Origin of the sequence: Streptomyces noursei, from assembly GCF_016917755.1 — a bacterium.
Taxonomy (GTDB): Bacteria; Actinomycetota; Actinomycetes; order Streptomycetales; family Streptomycetaceae; genus Streptomyces; species Streptomyces yunnanensis.
This window is the reverse complement of sequence record NZ_CP070326.1, coordinates 5,202,691-5,226,537: the sequence shown is the minus strand read 5'-3', so window position 1 is coordinate 5,226,537 and position 23,847 is coordinate 5,202,691. Positions and strand designations below refer to the sequence as shown.

Here is a 23,847-nt window from a genome sequence, read left to right as displayed (position 1 = left end):
ATGGCGCCCGACCCGACCCGGCCCGAGTCCACGGCGTCCCCGCCGGCCCCCCGCCCCGACGGCCCGTGGGTGCGCACCAGTGAGCTGCGCCCCCTGCTCGCCGCCATGAACGCCCTGCGGGACGGCGACTTCGCAGCCCGGACCGCACACGCCCCGGGCGATCCCCCGGCCGATGGCGTACTGGCCGACATGACCGACGTCTTCGCCCAGATCGTCGCCCGCAACGCCCACCTCGCCACCGAACTCCAGCGGCTGCGCCACGAGGTCATCCGCCAGGGCCGGCTGGACGAGCGGATCAGCGCCAGCCCCGGCCAGGGCGGCTGGTCCACCAACGTCGAGGCCGCCAACGCCGTCCTGGAAGCGCTGGTCACCCCGGTCGCCAAGGCCACCCGGGTGCTGGACTCGATCGCCGACGGCGACCTGACCCGCCATGTCGATCTGCACGACGGCAGCCGCCAGCTCCGCGGCGACCTGCGCCGCCTGGGCAGCTGCGTCAACCGCGTGGTCGACCAGCTCTCGCTGTTCACCGGCGAGGTCACCCGGGTCGCCCGCGAGGTCGGCACCGAGGGCCGGCTCGGCGGACGGGCCAAGGTCCAGGACCTCTCCGGCGACTGGCTGCACGTGACCGAGGCGGTCAACACCATGGCGTCCCGGCTGACCGCCCAGGTCCGGGACATCGCCGTGGTGACCACCGCGGTGGCCCGCGGCGACCTCACCCAGCAGGTGACCGTCGAGGCCACCGGCGAGCTGCTGGAGCTCAAGCTCACCGTGAACACCATGGTCGACCAGCTGCGGGCGTTCGCCGACGAGGTCACCCGGGTCGCCCGCGAGGTCGGCACCGAGGGCCGGCTCGGCGGACGCGCCCAGGTCCGCGGCGTCTCCGGCGTCTGGAAGGACCTCACCGACAACGTCAACTCCATGGCGTCCAACCTGACCTGGCAGGTCCGCAACATCGCCCAGGTCACCACCGCCGTCGCCAACGGCGACCTCAGCCAGAAGATCACCGTGGACGCCCGCGGCGAGATCCTGGAACTCAAGTCGACGATCAACACCATGGTCGACCAGCTCTCCGCCTTCGCCGACGAGGTCACCCGGGTCGCCCGCGAGGTCGGCACCGAGGGCCAGCTCGGCGGACGCGCCCAGGTCCGCGGCGTCTCCGGCGTCTGGAAGGACCTCACCGAGAGCGTCAACTTCATGGCGGACAACCTCACCACCCAGGTCCGCAACATCGCCCTGGTCGCCACCGCCGTCGCCGAGGGCGACCTCGGCAGGAAGATCACCGTCGAGGCGAAGGGCGAGATCCTGGAACTCAAGTCGACGATCAACACCATGGTCGACCAGCTCTCCGCCTTCGCCGACGAGGTCACCCGCGTCGCCCGCGAGGTCGGCACCGAGGGCAACCTCGGCGGTCAGGCGCAGGTCCGGGGCGCCTCCGGGGTCTGGAAGGAGCTCACCGACAACGTCAACTTCATGGCGCTGAACCTCACTTCGCAGGTCCGCAACATCGCCCAGGTCACCACCGCCGTCGCCAACGGCGACCTCACCAAGAAGATCGACGTGGACGCCCGCGGCGAGATCCTGGAGCTGAAGGACACCGTGAACACCATGGTGAAGCAGCTGCGGGCGTTCGCCGACGAGGTCACCCGCGTGGCCCGCGAGGTCGGCACCGAGGGCCGGCTCGGCGGACGCGCCCAGGTCCACGGCGTCTCCGGCGTCTGGAAGAACCTCACCGACAACGTCAACTCCATGGCCGACAACCTCACCTCCCAGGTCCGCAACATCGCCGAGGTGGCGACGTCGGTGGCCCGCGGCGACCTCTCCAAGAAGATCGACGTGGACGCCCGCGGCGAGATCCTGGAACTCAAGACCACCATCAACACCATGGTCGACACCCTGTCCTCGTTCGCCTCCGAGGTGACCCGGGTGGCCCGCGAGGTCGGCAGCGAGGGCCAGCTCGGCGGCCAGGCCCGGGTCGAGGGCGTCTACGGCACCTGGAAGCAGCTCACCACCAGCGTCAACGAGCTGGCACTCAACCTCACCACCCAGGTGCGGGCGATCGCCGAGGTGACCAGCGCGGTCACCCAGGGCGACATGTCCGGCTCGATCACCGTCGACGCCCAGGGCGAGGTCGCCGCCCTGAAGAACAACATCAACCTCATGGTCGCCAACCTCCGCGAGACCACCCGCGCCAAGGACTGGCTGGAGTCCAACCTGACCCGCATCGCCGGTCTGATGCAGGGCCACCGCGACCTGGTCGAGGTCGCCGACCTGATCCTGCGCGAGCTGACCCCGCTGGTGAACGCGCAGTTCGGCGCGTTCTTCCTGGCCGAGGCGGGCGCCCTGCCGGGCGAGGGCCTGGAGCTGATCGCCGGCTACGGCACCGGCCACCCCGAGGGCCGCAGGTCACTGCCCCGGATGCGGATGGGCACCCCCGGCTGGGGCCTGATCACCCAGGCCGCGACGGAGAAGAAGCGGATCCTCGTCGAGAACGTCCCCGCCGACTACCTCACCATCAGCTCCGGACTCGGCGCCGCCGCCCCCGCCAGCGTCGTCATCCTGCCGATCCTCTTCGAGGACCAGGTGCTCGGCGTGATCGAACTGGCCTCCTTCAGCCGCTTCAGCGACGTCCACCTCGCCTTCATCGACCAGTTCGTCAACACCATCGGTGTCTCCGTCAACACCATCATCGCCAACTCCCGTACCGAATCGCTGCTCTCGGAGTCCCAGCGGCTGACCGCCGAACTCCGCCAGCGCTCCGACGAGCTCCAACTCACCAACGCCGAGCTGGAGGAGAAGGCCGCACTCCTCGCCACCTCCTCCCAGTACAAATCCGAGTTCCTGGCCAACATGTCGCACGAGCTGCGGACCCCCCTCAACTCCCTGCTCGTCCTCTCCCGCCTGCTCGCGGACAACCCCGAGAGCCACCTCAGCCCGCAGGAGGTGGAATTCGCCGTCACCATCCACCGCGCCGGCTCCGACCTGCTCCAACTCATCAACGACATCCTCGACCTGTCGAAGATCGAGGCCGGGCGGATGGACGTCCACCCCAAGTCCCTGCCGCTGAAGAAACTCCTCGACTACGTCCGCGCCACCTTCCGCCCGCTCACCGTCGACCGGGGCCTCAGCTTCGACGTCCGGGTCGGCGACGACGTCCCCGAGGAGCTCTTCTCCGACGAACAGCGCCTCCAGCAGATCCTGCGCAACCTGCTGTCCAACGCGGTGAAGTTCACCACCACCGGCGGCGTGGAACTGATCGTCGAACGCGTCCCCGGCGACCGCTTCGCGGAGGAGACCCTGCGCACCGCCGACGCCGTCGTCGCGCTCTCCGTGAAGGACACCGGCATCGGCATTCCCCCGGAGAAACTCGACGGGATCTTCGAGGCGTTCCAGCAGTCCGACGGCACCACCAGCCGCAAATACGGCGGCACCGGCCTCGGCCTGTCCATCAGCCGCGACATGGCCGCCCTGCTCGGCGGACGCATCAAGGCCGAGAGCGAGGTGGACGTCGGCTCCACCTTCACCCTCTACGTCCCCGCCCGTTACACCGGACCGTCCACCTCACCGGCCACCGGCCTGTCGGCCCGCCCTGACGACACCGCGGAGACCTTCCTGGGCGACGGCAGCGGCCCCGCCGCCCCCGCCCTGCCCACCATCCCCGACGGCACCCGCCCGGCACCCGTCGCCGCCCCGCCCCCTTCCGACATCTTCCCGAGCCAGGAGGGCCTCGCCCCGCGCGCCGCCCTCCGCCCCGGCGACGGCGGCGACGTCACCTGGCCCGAGGCCACCCGCCTGAAGGACTGGCTCGGCGGACGCCCCGGACGGGTGCTCGCCAACCGCCAGATCCTGATCGTGGACGACGACATCCGCAACGTCTTCGCGCTCACCCACGTCCTCGGCCGGGTCGGCATCAAGGTCAAGTACGCCGAGAACGGCGTCGAGGGCCTGGAGGTCCTCGACCGGACCCCCGATGTCTCCCTCGTCCTGATGGACATCATGATGCCGGAGATGGACGGCTACGAGATGATCCGGGCCATCCGCAGCACCCCCCGCTTCGCCGACCTCCCGATCGTCGCCCTCACCGCCAAGGCCATGCCCGGCGACCGGGAGAAGGCCATCGACAGCGGCGCCGACGACTACATTCCCAAACCGGTCGACGTGGACCGCCTGTTGTCGGTCATCTGCGGCCTGCTCGACCCGAACGTCAGGCCCCCGGCCGACCTCCCCGAGACCCCCCTCCCGGCCGACGCGCCGGCCGGCGACCCCCCGCACCCCACCTCCGACGAGGGAAGGGAAGGGCCGCAGTCATGACATCTCCCGCACCCGACGCCGCGCCGATCCTCATCGTCGACGACATGGAGGAGAACCTCGTCGCCCTCGAAGCGGTCCTCAGCTCCCTCACCTCCAAGGTCGTCCGCGCCCGCTCCGGCGAGGAAGCCCTCAAGGCCATGCTCCGCGAGGAGTTCGCAGTCGTCCTCATCGACGTCCTGATGCCCGGCATGAACGGCTTCGAGACCGCCGCCAACATCAAGGGGCTGGACCAGACGAAGGACGTGCCGATCATCCTCCTCACCGGCGCTGCCGTGGATCCCAACTACGCCTACCGCGGCTACACCGTCGGCGCCGCCGACTTCCTCATCAAGCCCTTCGACCCCTGGCTCCTGCGCACCAAGGTCAACGTCTTCCTCGACCTCTACCGCAAGAACCATCAACTCGCCTCCCAGGCCGACCAGTTGAAACGCCTGCTGACCGGCCCCACCCCCACGGAGAGCCCGGCGACGCCCGCCGAACCCCACGGCCCCGCCCACGCCCCGCAGGCACCCGACGACGCGCCGACACCGGCACCCCCCGTCGGCGACGAGGCCCTCTCCGACATCGCCAGCCGCCTCGCCCAGATCGAACTGCTGCTCCGCGACGCCCGTGACGCCGAGTCCGCCGGCCTCGCCGACCGCATCGCCGCCCTGGAAGAGTCCGTGGAACGCCTGATGGCCGGCCGGGAGGCGTAGGGCGCTTCTGCCTACTCGCCGGTGACGCCGTCGGCAAGCTCCCGGACGACGTCGAGCTGCCCGACGTGCCGCGCGTACTCCTGGAGCAGATGGAACAGCACCCAGATCAGCGTCGGCCGCTCCTCCTCGGGCGGGACCCGGCCCCCCAGCGTGGCCATCCGGTCCTCCAGCCGCGCGCCGGCGACGATCGCGCGGGACCGCTCGCACTGGGCGCGGAAGAACGCCGTCACCTCCTCGACGGACTCTCCCGCCTCGACACGCCATCTGCCGCCACGGGCCTCCATGTCGCCCCACGGCTGTTCGACCTGCCGGCCGGCGAAGCCCCACTGCAACCAGCGCAGCTCCACATGGGCCAGATGCTTCAACAGCTCCAGCGGCGCCCAGCCGGACGGCAGCCGGCTGCCCCGCAGTTCCTCGTCGGTCAGGCCGGCCAGCTTGCGCAGCACGGCGTCACGGTAGAAGTCCAGATAGCCCGCCAACAACTCGGCCGGGCTGGTGAGCGTGACATCGGGCTCTGCCGGGGGATCGGCTTCAGCGGTCATGGCAGGTGATGCTAAGGGCAGCCGATGCCGGACGGGGCCCGGCCGACGCGGCCAGCGCGGCTAGGCGTACCGCGGCAGATCCCCCGTCGAGATCGTCCACTCCCCGATCGTCACGTCCTCGCCGTACACGAAGTCCTTGCGGACGGCGTACCGCGGGCCGTCCGGGGTGGCGTGAATGTCCGTGAAGACGGCGCCACTGCCGGTACGGGGATCGAAGATCGCGTAGATCGGGATGCCCATCAGGGGGTAGTCGCGGACCTTGCCCACCCAGTCGTTGTCGGGGTTGGAGCGGGAGACGACTTCGATGGCGGCGACGGCCGTACGCGGGTCGGCGGAGCCTTGAACGCCGAGATCGGTCCAGGCGATCACCGTGACGTCCGGGTGTCGCAGGAGACCCTCGGGCTCGTCCTCCACATTGGGTGTGCCGGTGTGGGCGAGCAGCTCGTCTGGCATCACCTTCTCCAGACGGCGGCTGACGCGCGCAGCCGTGACCTCGTGGGGCCCTACCGGCGACATCATGTCGTGAACGATCCCTTCCTTGGTGATCTCGAATTTCCCCGGGATGGCGTCATCCATCGACTGAATGGCGTCCCGCATGGTCAGGTAGGGAGAGGAAGCTCCCTGCCGCGCGTTGTCCGATGCGATGGCCATGGCGCTCGCTCCTCGTCGTCTGTGCCCAGGGGCAAGGATCGTCACGTTCATGCTAGGCGTCCTCTCTGCGGTTGGACCGGCAGTCTCGGCAGCGCGCCGGAGAAGAGGTGACCATCAGGCGTCCCCTCGGGGGCAGAATGGTGCACCGGCAACAGCTCGAACGCCTGTTGGAAGTCGGCCGGTTGCGGAACGTCGAGATCCAGGTCATGCCAACAGATCGCGAGGATCACGCAGGTATGGGCGGACAGATCGAAGTGATGAAGTTTGCTGATGGCGGCGCCGTCGGCCGCTCACCGAACCAGTTCGGCACTCGACCGGTGTCCGACCCGAAGGTGATCCGGATCCTCGAACTGCGCTATGGAATCATCCGCTCTCAGGCCCTCACCCCCCGGGAATCACTCGCCTTCATCGAAAAAGTGCTGGGAGAAACATGACCCTCAAGCCTTCTGCCGGGACTGCGCCCAAGCTGGAGTGGTTCAAGAGCAGTTACAGCAGCGGCAACGAGCGAGACGACTGCATCGAGGTCGCCTGGACCAAGAGCACCTACAGCGGCCAGGGCAACGGCAACGAGTGCGTAGAGGTAGCCGCCACCCCCGCCACCATCCACATCCGCGACTCCAAGGACGCCGACGGGCCCCACCTGCACGTCCCCCCGGGCGCCTGGGGCGACTTCGTCGCGTTCGCCCGGGGCTAGACGGGATCCGCTAGGCGGCGATCCGGCTCAAGCCCAGGACCTCAAGTTCCGGGTCGTCCCGGAGTTTGGCCAGGGCGCGTGAGACGGCGCTCTTGACCGTGCCGATCGAGACCTCCATGACCTCGGCGGTCTGGGCCTCGCTGAGGTCCTCGTAATACCTGAGGACGACCATCGCGCGCTGTCGCGCGGGGAGCCGCATGATCGCGCGCCACATCGCGTCGCGCAGGCCCTGGAGCTCGGCCGGGTCGGGCGCGGGCACCGGGTCCGGCTCGGGCAGCTCGTCGCAGGCGAACTCCTCGACCTTGCGCTTGCGCCACTGGGAGGTGCGGGTGTTGATCAGCGCGCGGCGGACGTAGCCGTCCAGCGCGCGGTGGTCCTCGATGCGCTCCCAGGCCACGTAGGTCTTGGTGAGCGCGGTCTGCAGGAGGTCCTCGGCGTCGTTCGGGTTCGAGGACAGGGACCGCGCGGCACGCAGCAGAACCGGCCCCCGGGCCCGTACGTAGGACGCGAACGACGGGAACGTCGCGGGCGTCGAGGCGCTTGTGCACGCAGTCGTGGTCATGTGTTCCACGCTAGGAGCGGGGGTGGGGCGCGGGCGTCGGCCCAGGGTGCCGAAGCGGGATCCCCCTGAAGTTGTACGGACGGCGCCCCCTGCACCTCCTTAGGGGGGAGCGCACAGGACGCTCCCCTAGGGGCGTACCCCGCGCCGTCCTGACCGAGCAGGCACCCAGACACCGCGGGTGGTGCCCGCAGAGGTGACGGCTGTGGGAAAGCGCGGCGGGCCGTCAGTCGGCTGAGTACTGTGGCTCCCGTCGCGAGAGGAGCAGTGCCATGACCGAGCTGAACTGGGCCGATGCGGTGAGACAGGCACGGGAGGGGACCGGCTACGCCGGCGAGGACATCCCGCGCACCGTCGAAGGTATCCGGGAACGCGTCCAAGCCGACCGGTGGGACGAATTCGATCGGGAACTCGGCACTCTCGGTGGCGGCCGTGCCTTCGAAGCCTTCCTCAATCACTGGTGGACCCAGGCTCTCGCCGATACAGCGCCCGGCACGGAGGCCCGCGAGATTGCGATTGAGTTCGCAGACCTGGCGGTCGCACTGTACGTCCGAACCGAGGGCGGGCCGACGTACAGTTCCGACGAGATCGAGCGCATGATCACAGGGAAGGCTTCGTGAGCCATACCGTCATCTGGGAGCCGGCCGCCTGCGAGGGTCTCAAGCGGCTCCGGGCCAAGTACGGCGCTGCGGTCAAGCCGTTCGTCCGCGCCGTCAACGCCCTTGCGGACAATCCGGAACCGCCCGCCAGCAGCAAGCTCGGTGGCACCAGCCTGCGCCGACTCCGAGTCGGTGATTTCCGCGCCACCTACGAACTCGACGGCGTCCATATTGCGGTGAAGGTACTCACCGTGGGAGCCACACCAGCCTGAGCGGCCCGGCTGCTCCCCTATCCCTCCCGGCCCAGCACCAATCCCGACGTGGGCACCCCGGTGCCCGCCGTGACCAGGGTGTGGGCGGGGGTGCCGGCCTGGTTGACGCTGGTGCCGCGGAGCTGGCGGACGGCCTCGGCGATGCCGTTCATGCCGTGCAGGTACGCCTCGCCGAGCTGGCCGCCGTGGGTGTTGAGGGGGAGGGTGTCGGCGGCGACGAAGTCGGCGGCCCCGCCGCGGTCGCAGAAGCCGAACTCCTCCAGCTGCATGAGGACGAAGGGCGTGAAGTGGTCGTAGAGGATGGCGACGTCGATGTCGGCGGGGGTGAGGCCGGAGGTGCGCCAGAGCTGGCGGGCGACCACGTTCATCTCGGGGAGGCCGGTGAGGTCGTCGCGGTAGAAGCTGGTCATCTGCTCCTGGGCGCGGCCGGCGCCCTGGGCCGCGGCGGTGATCACCGCGGGTGGCCGCGGCAGGTCGCGGGCGCGTTCGACGGAGGTCACCACCAGCGCCTGGGCGCCGTCGGTCTCCTGGCAGCAGTCCAGCAGCCGCAGCGGTTCGACGATCCAGCGGGACGCGGCGTGGTCGGCGAGGGTGATCGGCTTGCCGTGGAAGTACGCGGCCGGGTTGCGGGCGGCGTGCCGGCGGTCGGTGACCGCGACATGGCCGAAGGCGTCCGGGGTCAGGCCGTAGGCGTGCAGGTAGCGCTGGGCGGCCATGGCGACCCAGGAGGCGGGGGTGAGCAGGCCGAAGGGGAGGTTCCAGCCGAGCGCGGTGCCCTCGGCGGACGGTTCGCGCTGCTGGACGCCGGCGCCGAAGCGGCGGCCGGAGCGCTCGTTGAAGGCGCGGTAGCAGACCACGACGTCGGCGAGGCCGGTGGCGACCGCGAGGGCCGCCTGCTGGACGGTGGCGCAGGCCGCGCCGCCGCCGTAGTGGACGCGGGAGAAGTAGGTCAGCTCGCCGATGCCGGCCGCCTGGGCGACGGTGATCTCCGGGTTGGTGTCCATGGTGAACGTGACCAGGCCGTCCACGTCGTCCGGGGCCAGCCCGGCGTCGGCCAGGGCGGCGTGCACGGCCTCGACGGCGAGCTTGAGTTCGCTGCGGCCGGAGTCCTTGGAGAACTCGGTGGCGCCGATGCCGACGATCGCGGCCCGGCCGCCGAGGGCGTCGGGGCGGTGCCGGGTCATCGGGCGACCGCCGCCAGCTCGACGGTGACGGTGCCGGTCACGTGGTTGCCGAGGCCGTTCGCCCCGACCACCCGCACCTGGACCGTCGAGCCGTCCACGTCGGTGATCGTGCCGCGCAACACCATGGTGTCTCCCGGGTAGTTGGGCGCGCCGAGGCGGATGGCGACCTTGCGCAGGACGGAGCGGGCGCCGAAGTGGTCGGTGAGGTAGCGGCCGACCAGGCCGTTGGTGGTGAGGATGTTCATGAAGATGTCCGGGGAGCCCTTCTCCCTGGCCGCCTCGGCGTCGTGGTGGACGTCCTGGTAGTCGCGCGAGGCGATGGCCCCGGAGACGATCAGGGTGCGGGTGATCGGGAGGGTGAGGGGCGGAAGCTCCAGGCCCGGGCGGGGCGCGGCGGCCGGGTCCGCGTCCCGGGCGGCGCGGGTCTCGGCGGCGGCGTCGGCATCGGCGGTCATGCGCGGAGCTCCTTCGTCAGCAACGTGCCCAGTTCTTCGAGGAGTTCGGCGCCCGCGCCCAGGTGGGCGTCGAGCTGCCGGCCCCACAGGAAGTGCCGGTGCACGGGGTGGTCGAGGTCGGCGCCGATGCCGCCGTGCAGATGCTGGCCGGTGTGCACCACCCGCTTGCCGGCCTCGGACGCCCACCAGGCCGCGGTCAGCGCGTGCGGGGCGGCGTCCATGCCGGCGTCCCGGCGCCAGGCCGCCTCGTAGGCGGTGACCCGGATCGCCTCGATGTCCATGTACGCCTCGGCGGCCCGCAGTTGGACGCCCTGGTTGGTGGCGAGCGGCCGGCCGAACTGCTCGCGGGTGGTGGTGTGCGCCACCGCCCGGGCCAACGCGCCCGCGCACACCCCCGCCTGGAGGCCGGCGAAGGCGATCCGGGCGGTGGCCAGCACCTCGGCGTACGGGTCGTGCGGGCCGGGGCCGCCGGCGGGGTGCGGGCCGGGGCCGCCGAGGGGCTCGGCGGGGGCGTCGCGCAGCGTCAGCCGGCCCACCGACCAGGGCGCGGTGGTCGCCACCGGCTCGACATCGACCCCGAGATCGCCGACCCGTACGAGCCACAGCCCCCGCTGCGCGTCCGGGACCAGGACCAGCGTGGCCTCGCACAGCCAGGGGACGACCGGCACGGTGCCGGTGAGCCGGCCCGGGGCGCCGGCCGTGGGCGGCCCGGAGGGAACGGGCCGGGGCACTCCGGCCCCCGCCGTCCGCGCGAACGCGCCCGCGGCCACCTCCGTCCCGTCCCACAGGCCGGGCAGCAGCCGCGCCCGCTGCTCCTCGCTCCCGTGCGCGCCGAGGGCCAGCAGCCCGTGCACGCAGCTGGCCGCGAACGGCACCTGTGCGGTCGTCCGGCCCTGCTCCTCCAGCATCAGGACCAGGCCCAACAGCCCGGTCTCCGCCACCGCGCCCGGCAGCCCGGCCGCGCACAGGGCCTTCCACAGGTCGGGGTCGGCGGACGTGCCCAGGGCGGCCAGCCGCTCCGGCGTGGACAGGTCGCCGAAGATCTCCGCCGCCAGGAGGCTCGCGGCCCGCTGTTCCTCGGTGGGGGTGAAGTCCATGTCAGCCCTCCTCGCCCGCGTCCGGCGCGCCGCCGTCCGCGTCCGGCCCGGCCCGGAAGACCGGCAGCACCAACTCCTCGTCCACCTGGAGGAATTCCAGCCGCACCGGCATCCCGATCCGGACCCGGTCGAGCGGCACGCCGATCACGTTGCTGACCATCCGGACCCCCTCGGCCAGTTCGATCAGCCCGACCGCGTACGGCCCGGCCGCGCCCTCGGCGGCACCGGCTCCGACATCGGCCCCGGCATCGGGTGCAGTGAAGGCCGGGAACGGCGGGTGGTGCATCACCACATACGAATAGACCGTCCCGGCGCCGCTCGCCTCGACGGTGTCCCAGTCCGCCGAGCCGCAGCCGTTGCACCCGGGCAGCCAGGGGAAACGCAGCGTCCCGCAACCGCCGCAGCGCTGGATGAGCAGTCTGCGGTCGGCCACGCCGGCCCAGAATCCGGCGTTGTCGCGGTTGACCACCGGGCGGGGCCGCTTGGGGCGGAGCTGGGACGGACCGTCGCGGCCCGGCCCCCGGCCCTCGGGGCTGTGCCGGGCCGCCGGCGCGTACTTGAGGACCCGGAAGCGGTGCGTCCCGGCCGGCTCCCCGTTCGCCCGGATGTCCATCCGGGTCGTGACGAAGTGGCCGGTGCCCAGCTTGGTGGTCTTGCGCGCCGACACCGACTCGATCACCGCGTCGAAGGTGATCACGTCGCCCGGGCGCAGCGGACGGAGGTACTCCTGCTCGCAGTCGGTGGCCACGATCGAGGTGTAACCGGCGTCGTCGAGCAGGGCGGACAGCTCGTCGTACGCGCCGCTGCGGCCCTGGTGCCCGGAGAGCCCGCCCATCGTCCACGCCTGGAGCATGGTCGGCGGGGCGACGGCGTCCGGCCCCCGGTAGGCGGGGTGGGCGTCGCCCATCGCCTCGCACCAGTGCCGGATCATCGTCTCGTTGACCGGGTCCTTTCCCACGCCCGCGGTCGACGCCGGGCGGCCCTCGAACGCCTTGAGCGCCCGCTCGTACGAGGCGCCACCGGGCGCTCCGGCGCCCGAGGTCCCGGCATCCCGCCCCGCGTCCCGCCCCGAGGTCCCTGCATCCCCACTCACCGCTGCCGCCCCCTCCGCATCCCCAGTCGCATCGTGGCCACGATCTCCCTCTGCACCTCGCCGACTCCGCCCCCGAACGTGTTGATCTGCGCGGCGCGGTTCATCCGCTCCAACTCGCCGTCCCCGTGGGCGCCCGGCGAGCCGGCCCGGATGAGCGCGGTGTCGCCGACCACCTCCTGGCACATCCGGTAGACCTCGACCGTGCTCTCCGTCCCGGCGAACTTGACCCCGCTGGCGTCCCCGGGGCTCAGCGTCCCGGCGCCCACGTCCCCGACCAGCCGCCAGTTGAGCAACCGGGTGGCGGCCAGCCGGGCGTGCGCCTCGGCGAGCCGGGCCCGCACCCAGGGCCGGTCGGCGGGCCGCTCCCCGGTCTCCGGGTCCGGCGTACGGGCATGGGCCAGCGCGGCCTCGTAGGCGTCCTCGGCCTGCATCCCGATGGCGGCCAACGCGACCCGCTCGTGGTTGAGTTGGTTGGTGATCAGTCCCCAGCCGGCGTTCTCCTCCCCCACGAGGTTCCCGTGCGGCACGCGCACCCCGTCGTAGGAGGTCGCGGTGGTCATCAGTCCGCCGACCGTCTCGATGGGCGTCCAGGAGAAGCCGGGCGCATCGGTGGGCACGAGGATGATCGAGATGCCGCGGTGCTTGGGGGCGTCGGGGTCGGTGCGGCAGGCGAGCCAGATCCAGTCGGCCTGGTGGGCGTTGCTGGTGAAACTCTTGCTGCCGCGGATCAGCCAGTCGGGACCGCCCACCCCGTCCGCACTCCCCGGCCCCTCCGCTCCCGCCGGCCCCTCCGCTTTCACCGCTCGCGTCCGTAGCGACGCCAGATCGGTGCCGGCCTCCGGCTCCGTGTAGCCGATCGCGAAGACCAGCTCGCCCTTGAGGATGCGCGGCAGGAAGAAGTCCTTCTGGGCCTGCGTCCCGTACTTCATCAGCGTCGGGCCGACGGTGTTCAGCGTGACCATCGAGACCGGGGCGCCCGCGCGGTACGCCTCGTCGAAGAAGACGAACTGCTCGTCGGGGCCGCGCCCCTGCCCTCCGTAGACGGTCGGCCAGCCCAGGCCCAACAGGCCGTCGGCACCGATCCGGCGCAGCACCGCGCGCTGCGCAACCGGGTCCGCGACCGGTCCGTCCGGCATCACGTCGCGGAAGTACGCACGGAGTTCGGCGCGCAGGCGCCGCTGGCGCGGAGTGGGGGCGAGATGCACGTCGGCGGGCCTTCCTTCGGGTGACGGCCGTACGAACGAGCGAGCGGGTTTCTGACTGTCCGTCAGAAACCCGCTCGCTGTCAAGGTCCGCGCGGTGAACCCCAGAGCGGCCCACTTGTCCGCCGCGCGGCGCCTCGTCTCACCCTCCGGTCAACCGCCGCACCCGTGTGCGGCGGACCGACTCACCAGATCTGGTCGAGGTCGACGTCGGTGTTGCCCTGGTCGATCACCGTGACGCCGCCGCCGTTCACACTGGCGGTCTTGCTCTCGTTGGACGCCCCGGGACCGTTGGCGACCTGCTGGCCGGTGGTGGAGTTGCCGTTGTTGATGCCGCCGACGCCGGTGCCCACCTGGCTGGTGGCGGCCGAGCTCGACCCGTTGTTCGCAAAGCCGCCGTTGTCGGCCTGCGCCACGCCGACGCAGAGCGCCACGGCGAAGGGCAACGCGAGCGCGACAGCAATGACGCGGGCAGTACGGGTGCTTGCCATGTCTCTTCCTCCTGCGGAACGCAACTTCTAGGTTGTGACCTGCATGGATCCGGTAAGCGGACCCGGCCGCCGGACCGCTTGCCGGACCGGACCCCGCATTCCCGGGCCCCGCTCCGGATCGCCGGTCCCGACCGGTCCGTAAAGCGCTAACTCCAGCTGCTCGCCGGGTAGTTGGCCGACCGCCCCGGTTCCTGCCTCGACGTCGCGACCACAGGATTGCCCGCCCGATCCCCGGCGAACCCACGAGGAAAGGTCGATTCCCCCGCAAGCATGAGAAACCCCGGGTAAACCCCGACGCCCCCACTCGCACTCCCCGCGCGCCCCCGCGGACCTCGGATGATGCACCGCGACCCGCTCCCCCAAGGGAAAGTGCGCCCCCCGTCCGCCCAGTGGACCCGGCGCACTTGTGATCTTCGTCGCGCGCCCGAGCTTCCCCCCTTCCCTTTCTCGAACATCCGTACGAAAATGAAGTCATGGCCACGCCCCACCGCCATACCGCACCGACCACCGCACACCCGGCGACGTCCGCGTTCCCGCCCGAACCCCCGGCCGACCTCAGGCCCGCCCCCCGGCCCGACCCGCCCCCGGCCCGGCTCCCCGCTCCGGCGGACGCCCACCACGCCGCCCTCGCCCACGCCCTGCGCGCCGCCGAGCACGGCTACCCGGTCATCCCGCTGACCCGCACCAAACTCCCCGCACTGCGCTCCCCGCATCACGGCCACCACACCCACGACGAACCGGTGGCCCCGCCCTGCCACGGCTCCTGCGGACGCCTGGGCCACGGCGTCCACGACGCCACCACCGACCCGCTCGCCATCCGCCGGATGTTCGCCGCCGCCCCCTGGGCCACCGGCTACGGCATCGCCTGCGGCCGGGCCCCGCACCACCTCGTCGGCATCGACCTCGACACCAAGCACGGCGCGGACGGCCACACCGCCCTGCGCCTGATCGCCGCGGCCCACGGCTTCCCGCTCCCCCCGACGGTCACGGTCCTGACCCCCAGCGGCGGCCGCCACCTGTGGTTCACCGGCCCGCCCGCGCCGCCTGTCCCCAACTCCGCCGGCCGGCTCGCCCCGGGCATCGACGTCCGCGGCGCGGGCGGCTATCTGGTCGGCCCCGGCTCCCTCACCACCCACGGCCGGTACGTCCTCGCACCGGACGCACCCCGGCGCCCCGCCCCGGCCCCGCCCGCCCTGCTGGCCCTCCTGCTCCCCCCGCTCGGCACCCCGACCCCGCCTCCGTACGCCACCGCGCACGGCCGCCGCCAGCCGCCCGCCGCCGCCCTCCTCCGCTTCGTCCGCACCTCCCCGCGCGGACAGCGCAACACCCGCCTCTTCTGGGCCGCTTGCCGCGCGTACGAGGCCGGGCTCGGGCCGGAGCTCGCCGAACGCCTGGTCGCCGCGGCCCGCCGCACCGGCCTCCCGGAGTCCGAGGCCCGCGCCACCCTCGCCTCGGCATCCCGCCACTGAGGCCCGGGGCCGACCCACGTGCCCGGACCCCGGGGAGGGGTCGCTAGGGCGCTTCTGACGGATCTCCGTGGAGGAAGGAGCGGCGTCTGGTGCGTGCGATCGCTAGGCGCCGGGATGTCTTCATAGCGGAGCTATGGGGACATCCCGGCAACGCAGCATGGGGGTCCCCCCGCGCCCTTTAGGCGTGGGGGAGTGCGTGCCAGGCACCGCGACGCCGCGGAGATCCGTCAGAAGCGCCCTAGACCACCGGCTTGCGCGCCTCGATCAGGAACCGCGTCGTGTGCGCCACAAAGGCGCCCTCCCGCCTGATCTGCCGGTCCAACTCCCGCAGCCGCTCGCGGTATTGCTCGACGGTGAAGCCCGGCACCATCCACACCACCTTCCGCAGGAAGTAGACGACGGCCCCGATGTCGAAGAACTCCGTCCGCAGCGTCTCCTGCCGCAGGGCGACGACCTCCAGCCCCGCCGCCTCCGCGTCCCGCCGGGCGTCCTCGGGGTGCCGGGCCCGTCGGACCTCCTCCGGCTGCGGCCCCAGGAAGTACTCCACCAGCTCGAACACGCTGGACGGTCCGACCTGTTGGGAGAGATAGACACCCCCCGGCCGCAGCACCCGGGCGATCTCCGCCCACCACACCGTCACCGGATGCCGACTGGTCACCAGGTCGAACGCGGCGTCCCCGAACGGCAACGGCGGCTCGTCCTCGTCCGCCACCACCACCGCGCCCAACGGATGCAGCAGCGCGGTCGCCCTGGCGACGTTCGGCGGCCAGGACTCCGTCGCCACCATGAGCGGCGGAAGCGCCCCCGCCCCGGCGAGCACCTCACCACCGCCGGTCTGGATGTCCAGCGCCGCCGACGCCCGCGCCAGCCGCTGGCCCATCAACCGCTGATAGCCCCACGAAGGCCGCTGCTCGGTGGCCCGCCCGTCCAGCCAGGAGAAGTCCCAGCCCGCCACCGACACCGCCTCGGCCTCCGCCACCAACTCCTCAAAAGAACGCTCCATGCCCCCACCCTCACCGCCCCCGACCGCCCCCGCCAGCCATTTCTCCCCCGTCACCGCCACCGCGGCCCCCGCCCACCAACCGGGTGACGTCCCCGACACCACCCGCGCCACCCCGCAAGAATCGAACGAGTGAGCGGTATCCTTGCGCTGTGGCTGACAAGCAGAAGACCTACGACTTCCCCCAGGACCTGCGGGAAGCACAGCTGGAGCTGCACCAGGTCCAGGCCGCCCTCGCGGACCTCTACAAGCGCCTTCCGTGGTCGGTCGACCCCCTCCCCGGCTGGACGCACACCAAGGAAAACGGTCACTTCCACGAGACCGAACGCGCCGAGTCCCGGGGCTGGACCGACGAGGAAAAGGCCCAGGTGGCCGACTTGCGCGCCCGCACCCTCGACCTCGCCGAGCGCGTCGTCACCCACGACTTCTGGGCCACCTGCGACGACGGCCCCGCCGCCCGCTCCGCCCTCAAGCACCTCCACGAGCAGGAAGAGGCCGCGGAGGAACACCAGGCCCTCGGCGAATAACCCCACCGGCCACCCCACACGAAAGGGGCGCCCGACCTCTGGCCGGACGCCCCTCAAGGCGATGCACCGCGGGATGGCCGCTCAGCCCTCCTGTCAGCCCGCCTTGGCGAGGGCGGGGACGAAGCGGGCCGCGTCGATCGTGCCGACGCCGGTCGCCATGTCGTAGCCCTTCACCGCGGTGTAGCCGGCGACCCCCGCATAGCTGTTGTTCGTGCCGTCCTTCACATCCACGATTCCGGTGGACGGGTTCCGTGAGGGCTGCGCGGACAGCGCGTACAGCGCCTGGTGGATATCGCCCAGCCGGTGTCCGGCGACCTGGTCGGCCAGGGCCACGATGCCCGCGAAGAGCGGGCTGGCCTCGCTGGTGCCGACGTAGACGTCCCAGCCGACCCGCTTCGGGTTGTAGCTGGAGTACACCCATGCGCCGCCCTTCATCGCGGCGGACATCGAAACATCGGGAGTGCCGCGGTGGTCGCCGACCAGCTGCTTGACTCCGCTCTGGTACGAGGGGCGGGCGAAGACATGGGACGGGCCGCCGCCGCTCGCGCCCTCGTCGTTGAAGACACTGTCCGGCGCGATGCGCTCCCCCTTGGCGTCCAGGTGCAGCCGGGTGCCGCCGACCGAGACGGCCAGCGGGTCGGAGGACGGCCAGGCGTTGACCTTGTACGGGTAGTGGGCGTTGCCGTTCGCGGTGGTGTTGGTGGCCCCGCTGTCGCCGGAGGCGGCGAGGACGGTCACCTTGCGCTTGGCCGCGTCCTTGAAGGCGTACCGCAGGTTCTCGATGCTGGAGAAGTCACCGCTGCGGAAACCGGGGAAGGTGTTCTCCGTCGCGCCGAAACTCTGGCTGATCACATCACCCACACCGCGGTCGATGAGCGACTTCTCGGCGTCCATCATCTCTCGCAGACCGGTGGCGCCGTTCCCGTCCTGGTCGGCCCCGGACTCCACCAGGACGATGTGCGCGTCCGGGGCGACGGCATGCGCCATCTCCACGTCAAGGGTGCTCTCCCCGGCCCAGCCGACGTGGGCGGGGTTGGCGGGGTCGAAGGACGGGACGTTGCCCCACTTGACCACGTCGACGGGGGTGCTCTTCATACCGAACCGCGCGCTGTAGACATCCAGATCATGCTGGATGGTCGGCGAGCCGAAGGAATCCACGATCACGATCGTGCGCCCCTTGCCGGTGACCCCCGCCCGGTACAGCGGGTTCAGGTCGTACGCCTGCCGGAGCTGGTTCGGGGTGTAACAGGAGATCTGCCACTTCGCCTGGCACTGCTCGGTGGTCAGCAGGCTTTGAGCCGCGCTCTCCGATTGCTCCCCGGCCGTTGCCGGCACGACTTTGACTCCTTGCGCCGCATGCACAGGTGCGGCGACCGCGGAACCGGACAGAACCGGGGATATGAGTGCGACATTGGCGAGGGTGGTGACCCCGGCCGCTGCGGCCACGATGCGGCGCCGCGCACGAATTCTGCGCATGATTATTCCCCTTGCAAGGCGAGACCCCCACTCAACAGTTGTGGCGATCCCACCCCGAGGTCACGCGCAGAACAAGCACTTGCCCCTGTGCGACTTCTCACTGATGTGTCACTTGTCACCGTTGTCCGATTCGGGACCATGTGCCCGCACCGCCCCGAAGCCCTGCCAGGTCCGCCCGAAGGTCGAGCCGAGCCGCACGCTCGCCCCCGAGCCCGAACTCGCCGCTCCCCAGCCTCAGTTGACGTGGTTCGACCATGCCAAGGACTGCGCCGAGACGAAGTGCCCCGAGGCGGCGTCAACAAAGGGCCGGGCCACCCGTACCGATGCTCCAGGCGCCCTTCGCGTGCATCCGGGGCCTGCCCCCGTCCACGCCCCGTCCGCACAGGCGGTCAGCGGTGCAACGGACCGGCGCGACGTGCGGGAGGAAAACGAATGGGCGGGGTCCCGGATCATCCCGGGACCCCCGCCCATCCGCATGTTCGTTCACCTACGCGGAGGCTGTGGGATTTGAACCCACGGTGACGTTGCCGCCACGACAGTTTTCAAGACTGTTCCCTTAGGCCGCTCGGGCAAGCCTCCCCGCGGCACCGGAGTGCGGTGTCGCGGGGATCAGACTAGCGCGTCACTTGTCGCCCGTGCGCTGCCCCAGGGTGACCTGAGTGGTGTGCTCCTTGCCGCCGCGCTTGAAGGTGAGGGTGACGCGGTCACCGGGCTTGTGCTGCCAGATCTCGCTGATGAGGGTCGGGCCGCTGTCGATGACGGTGTCGTCGAGCTTGGTGATGGTGTCGCCGGGCTTCAGGCCCGCCTTGTCGGCCGGGCCGCCCGCGGTCACCGCCTCGCTGCCGTTGTTGCCGGTCTGGGCGATGGTCGCGCCGTCGCCGCTCTCCCGCATGCCGACCTGGACGCCTATCTGCGGATAGACCGGCTGCCCCGTCTTGATCAGGTCCTGCGCCACCCGGTTCGCCTGGTCGATGGGGATCGCGAAGCCCAGGCCGATGCTGCCGGCCTGGCCGGAGTCGCCGCCCATTCCGCCGCCGTTGCCGGCCGACTGGATCGCGGAGTTGATGCCGATGACGTTGCCGCCGGCGTCCAGCAGCGGGCCGCCGGAGTTGCCGGGGTTTATCGACGCGTCGGTCTGCAGGGCGCTCATGTACGAGGCGCTGCTGCCGCCGCCGTCGCTGGAGGCCACCGGGCGGTCCTTGGCGCTGATGATGCCGGTGGTGACCGTGCCGGACAGGCCGAAGGGCGCGCCGATGGCGATCGTGGCGTCGCCGACCTGGACGTTGGCGGACTTGCCCAGCGGCAGCGGGTTGAGCGTGGCGCCGGCGGCGTTCTTGAGCTTGATGACGGCGACGTCGTAGCCCTGGGCGTGCCCGATGACCTCGGCGTCGTACTTCTTGCCGTTGGAGAACGTCGCGGTGAGCCGGCCGCCATCGGCCGCACTGGCGACCACGTGGTTGTTGGTGAGGATGTGGCCCTGCTTGTCGTAGACGAAGCCGGTGCCGGTGCCGCCGTCGCCACTGGCACCCTGCGCCTCGATGGTCACGACGCTGGGCAGCGCCCGCTGCGCTATCCCGGAGACGGAGGTGGGCTTGCGGTTGAGCGCCCCGGGGTCGCCGGAAGCGGAGACCGTCGTCGAGGAGCTGTCGTTGCGGCCCGCGGCCCAGTAGCCGATGCCGCCGCCGACACCGCCCGCGACCAGCGCGGCGACCAGCACCGCGGCGATCAGGCCGCCGTTGCGCTTCTGGGGGACCGGTTGGTGCCCGGGCGTCGCCCACGGGTCACCGCCGCCGGGCGGGGGCGCGCCCCAGCCACCGGCCGGACCGTGCCCGGACGCGGCATACGGGGAGGAGGGGGCGGCGGGCGGGGCCGGGTGCGCGGCCGGGGTCGGCGGGAGCGGCTGCGTCCGGTCGTGGTCGGCCGGGCCGGGGGCGGCGTCGGCGGCCTGCGGGGCGTAGTCCGGCGGCGGGGGCGCCGCGGGGGGCGCGGCCGGCGCGGTCGGGGCGTCCTGAGACCGTTCGCCGGAGGCGGGCGCGGGAGTGCTGTCCGGCTGCGGTCCGGTCGGCGGCTTGGCCTCCGACGGGACGCCGACTCCCTCGTTCTCGGTGCTCACAGCTCTCTCCTCAGTCGCGTGCTTCACGGCGGGTGCCGGCCCGGGAGACCGGACCCCGGTATTCCAGCATCCGGGATCCCGCGGTACTCCAGCATCCGCGATCCCGCCGCTCAGGGCGAGTCCCGGCCGTCCCGGTGGTGGTCCCGCGGTGGTCCGGCGGCCCGCTCGGGGGCCGGCCGCGCGGCTCGCCGCCCGGGCCCACCGTCCTCGCCCAGCATTCCCAAGCCTTCCGCACGGCCCGTCAGAGCACCGTAAGCCGAACCTGTGACTTATTCCCCACGTTGCAGGGCAGACAGCCTTAAATGCACTATATGCGGCGATTGGGTGACATAGCGCCGACGTCACAGCCGGCCGGCCCCGCATCCGACGCCGCATCCGGCCCGGCGCGGGGCACCGTCCGGCCGCACCGAGCCGAGCCGTAGATCTTCTCGCGGGCGGGCCGGGGGCGACGGATGGGACGATGACGCGGTGACCCACCCACGCCCCGCCGAGGACGCCCGAGCAGGTCGGCCCGCCATCTCCGTCGTCGCCCACCGCGGCGCGTCCGAGGACGCGCCGGAGCACACCCTGGCCGCCTACCGGAAGGCGATCGAGGACGGTGCGGACGCCCTGGAGTGCGATGTCCGACTGACCGCGGACGGACATCTGGTCTGCGTCCACGACCGGCGGGTGAACCGCACGTCCAACGGGCGCGGGGCGGTCTCGGCGCTGGAGCTGTCCGACCTCGCCGCGCTGGACTTCGGCTCCTGGAAGGACGTCCTGGCGGGAAGGGGCGCGCTGGAGGACGTGGCGCGGGTCGACGGCCGGCCGGTGGACGCGGGCGAGGAACCGGACTGGCAGCAGGAGAACGCCGAGCGGACGTCCGTACTGACCCTGGAGCGGCTGCTGGAACTGGTCGCGGACGCGAACCGGCGGGTCGAGCTGGCCATCGAGACGAAGCATCCGACGCGCTGGGCCGGGCAGGTGGAGGAGCGGTTGGTCGAGCTGCTCGCCCGCTTCGGCCATACGAAACCGGCCACCCCCAACTGGACGCCGCCGGTCCGCGTCATGAGCTTCTCCGCGCGCTCCCTGCACCGCGTACGGGCCGCCGCGCCGGACATCCCCGGCGTCTATCTGATGCAGTTCCTCACCCCCCGTCACCGTGACGGCCGGCTGCCGCCCGGTGTCCGCATCGCCGGGCCCGGCGTACGGATCCTCCGCGCGCACCCGGAGTACGTCGCCAGGGCACACCGGGCGGGCCACCAGGTCCATGTCTGGACGGTCAACGAAGAGGCCGACGTGGAGATGTGCCGCGACCTCGGCGTGGACGCAATCATCACGAACCGCCCCAAGCAGGTACGAACCCAACTCGGCCTTAGGTAAGGCTCATCACAGGGTGTGCACCGGCGCATTCGGCCCGTATGTGACGGTGTCGAGTGCGTCACTGCGTGCCGGTTGGCCGGTTTCCGGTCCAGTCCATTGGGGCATCCATCCCGTGGCGTGGGGCAAAGGAGGTCTCGGGGGTGACGTTGGTGGTGGCACAAGAGGTGCCGACGTCGTCGATCATGGCCGTACCCCATGGTCCAGCGGGTGTCGGCATGGCCAGGCGACGCATGCGAGAAGAGCTGTCGGCAAGGGGAGTTCAGGACAGCGTCGTCGATGACGCTGTCCTGGTCCTGTCGGAACTACTGAGCAATGCGTGTCGCCACGCGCGTCCGATATACGAGGACCGCTCGCCGGATTCCGTGTCGTCGCGCCCCCTGTCGTCGGATTCCGCAGCGGGCCACGCGTCCGATGGTGCGTCAGGCGGAGCGCGGCAGTCCGTCTCCGGCGGCCCCTTCCCCGCCGTGCGCGCCTCCTGGCGCATCGACGGTCAGGGCCGACTGATCATCGCGGTCACCGACGGCGGCGGCCCGACCCGCCCGATTCCGGCCACGCCGTCCGTCACCGCCCGCGGCGGCCGCGGGCTGGCCATCATCCGCTCGCTCGCCAAGGACTGGGGCGTCCGCGACACCGTGCCCGGCGAGGTGACGGTCTGGGCCGCACTCTCCCTTCAAGGCGCGTTCGCTACGCGCGTGGATCTGACGACCGATCTGACGGCCGGGTTGGCGACCGACCGGACGTCCGAGCTGGCCGCCGGCCGTCCGCTCTCGCTGCGGAAGGACCCGCGCACCGGCGCCGTCCGCCCGGCCCGGACCGGCCGCGGCCCGGCCCGGGGCACGTCCGGCCTGGCCTTCGCGGAACTCGACGAGCTGCCGTAGCGGAGCGAGCGGCACCCCGCCGCACACTCGCCCTGACGTACTCGCGACGCTTACGGCGCTGTTGGTGGCGTCCGGGGCACCGGTCTCCTCTAGGCTCGCGCCGGAACGCGTCCGTACGACCAGGAACCACCAGGAGACACCGTCGCCATGGCCAAGAAGCGCCGTCCCCAGCCCCGGGCCGCAGCAGTACAGATCAAGGACGGCGAGGTGCCGGTGGTCGGCGCCCGCGAGCCCTGTCCGTGTGGTTCCGGCCGCCGCTACAAGGCGTGCCACGGCCGGCAGGCCGCGCACGCCGCCACCGAACTGGTGCGGCGCCCGTTCGAGGGGCTGCCCGGCGAGTGCGACTGGGTGGCGCTGCGCGAGCTGGTGCCCGCCGCCACCGCACCGTTGACGCTCAAGGGCGGCCTGCCCGAGGGCGTCCCGTCGGTGACGCTGGCGACCGTGCTCCCGATGGCCTGGCCCGCGCTGCGCCGGGACAACGGCGCGGTGCTGCTCGCACTGCAGAACGACACCGCGTCCGGCGACATCAGCCGGGACCTCGCCGACACCCTCCAGCGGGCGCTGGTGACCGAGCCCGGCCACCCGGTCGTCGCCGGGCGGGCCCCCGTCGACGGACCGCGCCTACAGGATCTGCTGGACCTGAACGCACCTTTTGAGCCGACCGTCCACACCGGCTTCGAGTTCTGGGTGGAGAACGCCGAGAACGCCACCGGCGAGGTCGCCGCCTCCCTGGAGCGGGCCAACGCCGCGGCCATCCCGACCGCCCGGATTCCCGGCCTGGAGGGCGCGTACTGGTGCGAGGCCCCGGAGAAGAACCACCTGCGCTGGGTCACCACGCACCCCGAGGAGCAGCTGCTCGACGCGCTCGCCCGGCTGCACGCCGCCGGCACCTCCTCGTTGGTCGAAGGCACCCGGCTGGTGGGCTCGTTCCGGGCGCACGGCCTGGTCGTCCCGGTGTGGGACCTGCCGTCCTCGATGGGCGCCGACGAGATCGCCGAACCGGCCGCTGCCTTCCAGGAGCGGCTGGCCAAAGCGCTCGCCACGGACACCCCGCTGACCGCCGAGGAGCGCCGGGCCCGCGGCGGGCTCACCAACCGTCAGATCACCCTGAGCTGACCGCCCGCCCGAATCGACCGCAGACGTGACACCCGTCACAAGATCCGTGGCAACTCCCGGTACG

24 protein-coding genes, 1 tRNA gene and 1 pseudogene are annotated in these 23,847 nt (G+C 71.8%); 12 read left to right on the top strand and 14 right to left on the bottom strand.

All coding sequences use genetic code 11. From position 1 onward, the window contains the following. On the top strand, nucleotides 1-4,308 hold the full coding sequence (locus JNO44_RS23055) for a HAMP domain-containing protein (protein ID WP_205365920.1): 4,308 nt from the start codon (nucleotides 1-3) through the stop codon (nucleotides 4,306-4,308). After that, nucleotides 4,305-5,003: a response regulator gene (locus JNO44_RS23050; RefSeq protein ID WP_205365919.1), complete on the top strand. Its 699-nt coding sequence runs from the start codon at nucleotides 4,305-4,307 to the stop codon at nucleotides 5,001-5,003. The genes JNO44_RS23055 and JNO44_RS23050 overlap by 4 nt, the downstream gene beginning before the upstream one ends. 11 nt (nucleotides 5,004-5,014) lie before the next feature. On the opposite strand, the gene JNO44_RS23045 is transcribed toward JNO44_RS23050, so the two are convergent. Next, nucleotides 5,015-5,545, bottom strand: coding sequence for a DinB family protein (locus JNO44_RS23045; protein WP_205365918.1), 531 nt, complete (start codon nucleotides 5,543-5,545; stop codon nucleotides 5,015-5,017). 60 nt (nucleotides 5,546-5,605) lie between these two features. Beyond that, entirely contained in the window at nucleotides 5,606-6,196 is a 591-nt protein-coding gene (locus JNO44_RS23040; RefSeq protein WP_205365917.1) for a Uma2 family endonuclease, read from the bottom strand. Nucleotides 6,197-6,297: 101 nt separating this feature from the next. Here JNO44_RS23040 and JNO44_RS23035 point away from each other — a divergent pair. Both JNO44_RS23035 and JNO44_RS23030 read left to right on the top strand, forming a co-directional pair. After that, nucleotides 6,298-6,630: pseudogene (locus JNO44_RS23035) on the top strand (Scr1 family TA system antitoxin-like transcriptional regulator); the annotation flags it as partial. Continuing rightward, nucleotides 6,627-6,890, top strand: coding sequence for a DUF397 domain-containing protein (locus tag JNO44_RS23030; RefSeq protein WP_205365916.1), 264 nt, complete (start codon nucleotides 6,627-6,629; stop codon nucleotides 6,888-6,890). The pseudogene JNO44_RS23035 and the gene JNO44_RS23030, both read left to right, overlap by 4 nt. Nucleotides 6,891-6,900: 10 nt before the next feature. On the opposite strand, the gene JNO44_RS23025 is transcribed toward JNO44_RS23030, so the two are convergent. Further along, nucleotides 6,901-7,452, bottom strand: a complete 552-nt coding sequence (locus JNO44_RS23025; protein WP_205365915.1) for a SigE family RNA polymerase sigma factor — start codon at nucleotides 7,450-7,452, stop codon at nucleotides 6,901-6,903. Nucleotides 7,453-7,721: 269 nt separating this feature from the next. On the opposite strand from JNO44_RS23025, the gene JNO44_RS23020 reads away from it, so the two are divergent. Continuing rightward, nucleotides 7,722-8,069: a hypothetical protein gene (locus JNO44_RS23020; RefSeq protein ID WP_039634494.1), complete on the top strand. Its 348-nt coding sequence runs from the start codon at nucleotides 7,722-7,724 to the stop codon at nucleotides 8,067-8,069. Next, complete coding sequence (locus tag JNO44_RS23015) at nucleotides 8,066-8,320, top strand: type II toxin-antitoxin system RelE family toxin (RefSeq protein ID WP_039634496.1); 255 nt, start codon at nucleotides 8,066-8,068, stop codon at nucleotides 8,318-8,320. Before JNO44_RS23020 ends, JNO44_RS23015 begins: the two co-directional genes overlap by 4 nt. Nucleotides 8,321-8,337: 17 nt before the next feature. Here the strand turns inward: JNO44_RS23015 and JNO44_RS23010 are convergent, their stop codons facing one another. The 6 genes from JNO44_RS23010 to JNO44_RS22985 all read right to left on the bottom strand — a co-directional run bounded on the left by JNO44_RS23010 (nucleotide 8,338) and on the right by JNO44_RS22985 (nucleotide 13,842). Continuing rightward, nucleotides 8,338-9,504, bottom strand: a complete 1,167-nt coding sequence (locus JNO44_RS23010) for a lipid-transfer protein (protein WP_205365914.1) — start codon at nucleotides 9,502-9,504, stop codon at nucleotides 8,338-8,340. Continuing rightward, nucleotides 9,501-9,959: a MaoC family dehydratase gene (locus JNO44_RS23005; protein ID WP_205365913.1), complete on the bottom strand. Its 459-nt coding sequence runs from the start codon at nucleotides 9,957-9,959 to the stop codon at nucleotides 9,501-9,503. Before JNO44_RS23005 ends, JNO44_RS23010 begins: the two co-directional genes overlap by 4 nt. Further along, nucleotides 9,956-11,056: an acyl-CoA dehydrogenase family protein gene (locus JNO44_RS23000; protein WP_205365912.1), complete on the bottom strand. Its 1,101-nt coding sequence runs from the start codon at nucleotides 11,054-11,056 to the stop codon at nucleotides 9,956-9,958. The genes JNO44_RS23005 and JNO44_RS23000 overlap by 4 nt, the downstream gene beginning before the upstream one ends. 1 nt (nucleotide 11,057) lies before the next feature. Next, nucleotides 11,058-12,149 (bottom strand): bifunctional MaoC family dehydratase N-terminal/OB-fold nucleic acid binding domain-containing protein, encoded by a 1,092-nt coding sequence (locus tag JNO44_RS22995; protein ID WP_205365911.1) that lies wholly within the window; start codon nucleotides 12,147-12,149, stop codon nucleotides 11,058-11,060. Then, nucleotides 12,146-13,354 (bottom strand): acyl-CoA dehydrogenase family protein, encoded by a 1,209-nt coding sequence (locus JNO44_RS22990; protein ID WP_205365910.1) that lies wholly within the window; start codon nucleotides 13,352-13,354, stop codon nucleotides 12,146-12,148. Before JNO44_RS22990 ends, JNO44_RS22995 begins: the two co-directional genes overlap by 4 nt. Before the next feature lie 182 nt (nucleotides 13,355-13,536). Then, nucleotides 13,537-13,842: a hypothetical protein gene (locus JNO44_RS22985; RefSeq protein ID WP_205365909.1), complete on the bottom strand. Its 306-nt coding sequence runs from the start codon at nucleotides 13,840-13,842 to the stop codon at nucleotides 13,537-13,539. A gap of 473 nt (nucleotides 13,843-14,315) precedes the next feature. On the opposite strand from JNO44_RS22985, the gene JNO44_RS22980 reads away from it, so the two are divergent. Beyond that, nucleotides 14,316-15,311: a bifunctional DNA primase/polymerase gene (locus JNO44_RS22980; protein WP_205365908.1), complete on the top strand. Its 996-nt coding sequence runs from the start codon at nucleotides 14,316-14,318 to the stop codon at nucleotides 15,309-15,311. 238 nt (nucleotides 15,312-15,549) lie between these two features. On the opposite strand, the gene JNO44_RS22975 is transcribed toward JNO44_RS22980, so the two are convergent. After that, nucleotides 15,550-16,314, bottom strand: a complete 765-nt coding sequence (locus JNO44_RS22975) for a class I SAM-dependent methyltransferase (RefSeq protein WP_205365907.1) — start codon at nucleotides 16,312-16,314, stop codon at nucleotides 15,550-15,552. On the opposite strand from JNO44_RS22975, the gene JNO44_RS44505 reads away from it, so the two are divergent. Both JNO44_RS44505 and JNO44_RS22970 read left to right on the top strand, forming a co-directional pair. Continuing rightward, on the top strand, nucleotides 16,313-16,447 hold the full coding sequence (locus tag JNO44_RS44505) for a hypothetical protein (RefSeq protein WP_275695765.1): 135 nt from the start codon (nucleotides 16,313-16,315) through the stop codon (nucleotides 16,445-16,447). The genes JNO44_RS22975 and JNO44_RS44505 overlap by 2 nt on opposite strands. Nucleotides 16,448-16,463: 16 nt before the next feature. Next, nucleotides 16,464-16,838 (top strand): hypothetical protein, encoded by a 375-nt coding sequence (locus JNO44_RS22970; protein ID WP_205365906.1) that lies wholly within the window; start codon nucleotides 16,464-16,466, stop codon nucleotides 16,836-16,838. A gap of 93 nt (nucleotides 16,839-16,931) precedes the next feature. On the opposite strand, the gene JNO44_RS22965 is transcribed toward JNO44_RS22970, so the two are convergent. From JNO44_RS22965 to JNO44_RS22955, 3 genes are all read right to left on the bottom strand, one after another. After that, nucleotides 16,932-18,314 carry a S53 family peptidase gene (locus JNO44_RS22965; RefSeq protein ID WP_240167624.1) on the bottom strand — a complete coding sequence of 461 codons (1,383 nt, stop codon included), beginning with the start codon at nucleotides 18,312-18,314 and terminating at the stop codon, nucleotides 16,932-16,934. A gap of 492 nt (nucleotides 18,315-18,806) precedes the next feature. Next, nucleotides 18,807-18,893 (bottom strand) — tRNA-Ser (locus JNO44_RS22960). 43 nt (nucleotides 18,894-18,936) lie between these two features. Continuing rightward, nucleotides 18,937-20,427 carry a S1C family serine protease gene (locus JNO44_RS22955; RefSeq protein WP_205365905.1) on the bottom strand — a complete coding sequence of 497 codons (1,491 nt, stop codon included), beginning with the start codon at nucleotides 20,425-20,427 and terminating at the stop codon, nucleotides 18,937-18,939. A gap of 468 nt (nucleotides 20,428-20,895) precedes the next feature. Between JNO44_RS22955 and JNO44_RS22950 the strand changes: the two genes are divergently transcribed. Then, a complete protein-coding gene (locus tag JNO44_RS22950; RefSeq protein WP_205365904.1) occupies nucleotides 20,896-21,789 on the top strand; it encodes a glycerophosphodiester phosphodiesterase in 894 nt (297 codons plus the stop codon). Nucleotides 21,790-21,847: 58 nt separating this feature from the next. Here the strand turns inward: JNO44_RS22950 and JNO44_RS44500 are convergent, their stop codons facing one another. Continuing rightward, the gene (locus tag JNO44_RS44500) at nucleotides 21,848-21,973 is read right to left on the bottom strand and encodes a hypothetical protein (protein ID WP_258018483.1); all 126 of its coding nucleotides are present in this window, start codon (nucleotides 21,971-21,973) and stop codon (nucleotides 21,848-21,850) included. Here JNO44_RS44500 and JNO44_RS22945 point away from each other — a divergent pair. Together JNO44_RS22945 and JNO44_RS22940 are read left to right on the top strand one after the other, a co-directional pair. After that, complete coding sequence (locus JNO44_RS22945; protein WP_235093867.1) at nucleotides 21,930-22,667, top strand: ATP-binding protein; 738 nt, start codon at nucleotides 21,930-21,932, stop codon at nucleotides 22,665-22,667. The two genes, JNO44_RS44500 and JNO44_RS22945, sit on opposite strands and share 44 nt — an antisense overlap. A gap of 147 nt (nucleotides 22,668-22,814) precedes the next feature. After that, nucleotides 22,815-23,783 (top strand): DUF5926 family protein, encoded by a 969-nt coding sequence (locus JNO44_RS22940; RefSeq protein WP_205365903.1) that lies wholly within the window; start codon nucleotides 22,815-22,817, stop codon nucleotides 23,781-23,783. Nucleotides 23,784-23,847 lie beyond the last annotated feature (64 nt).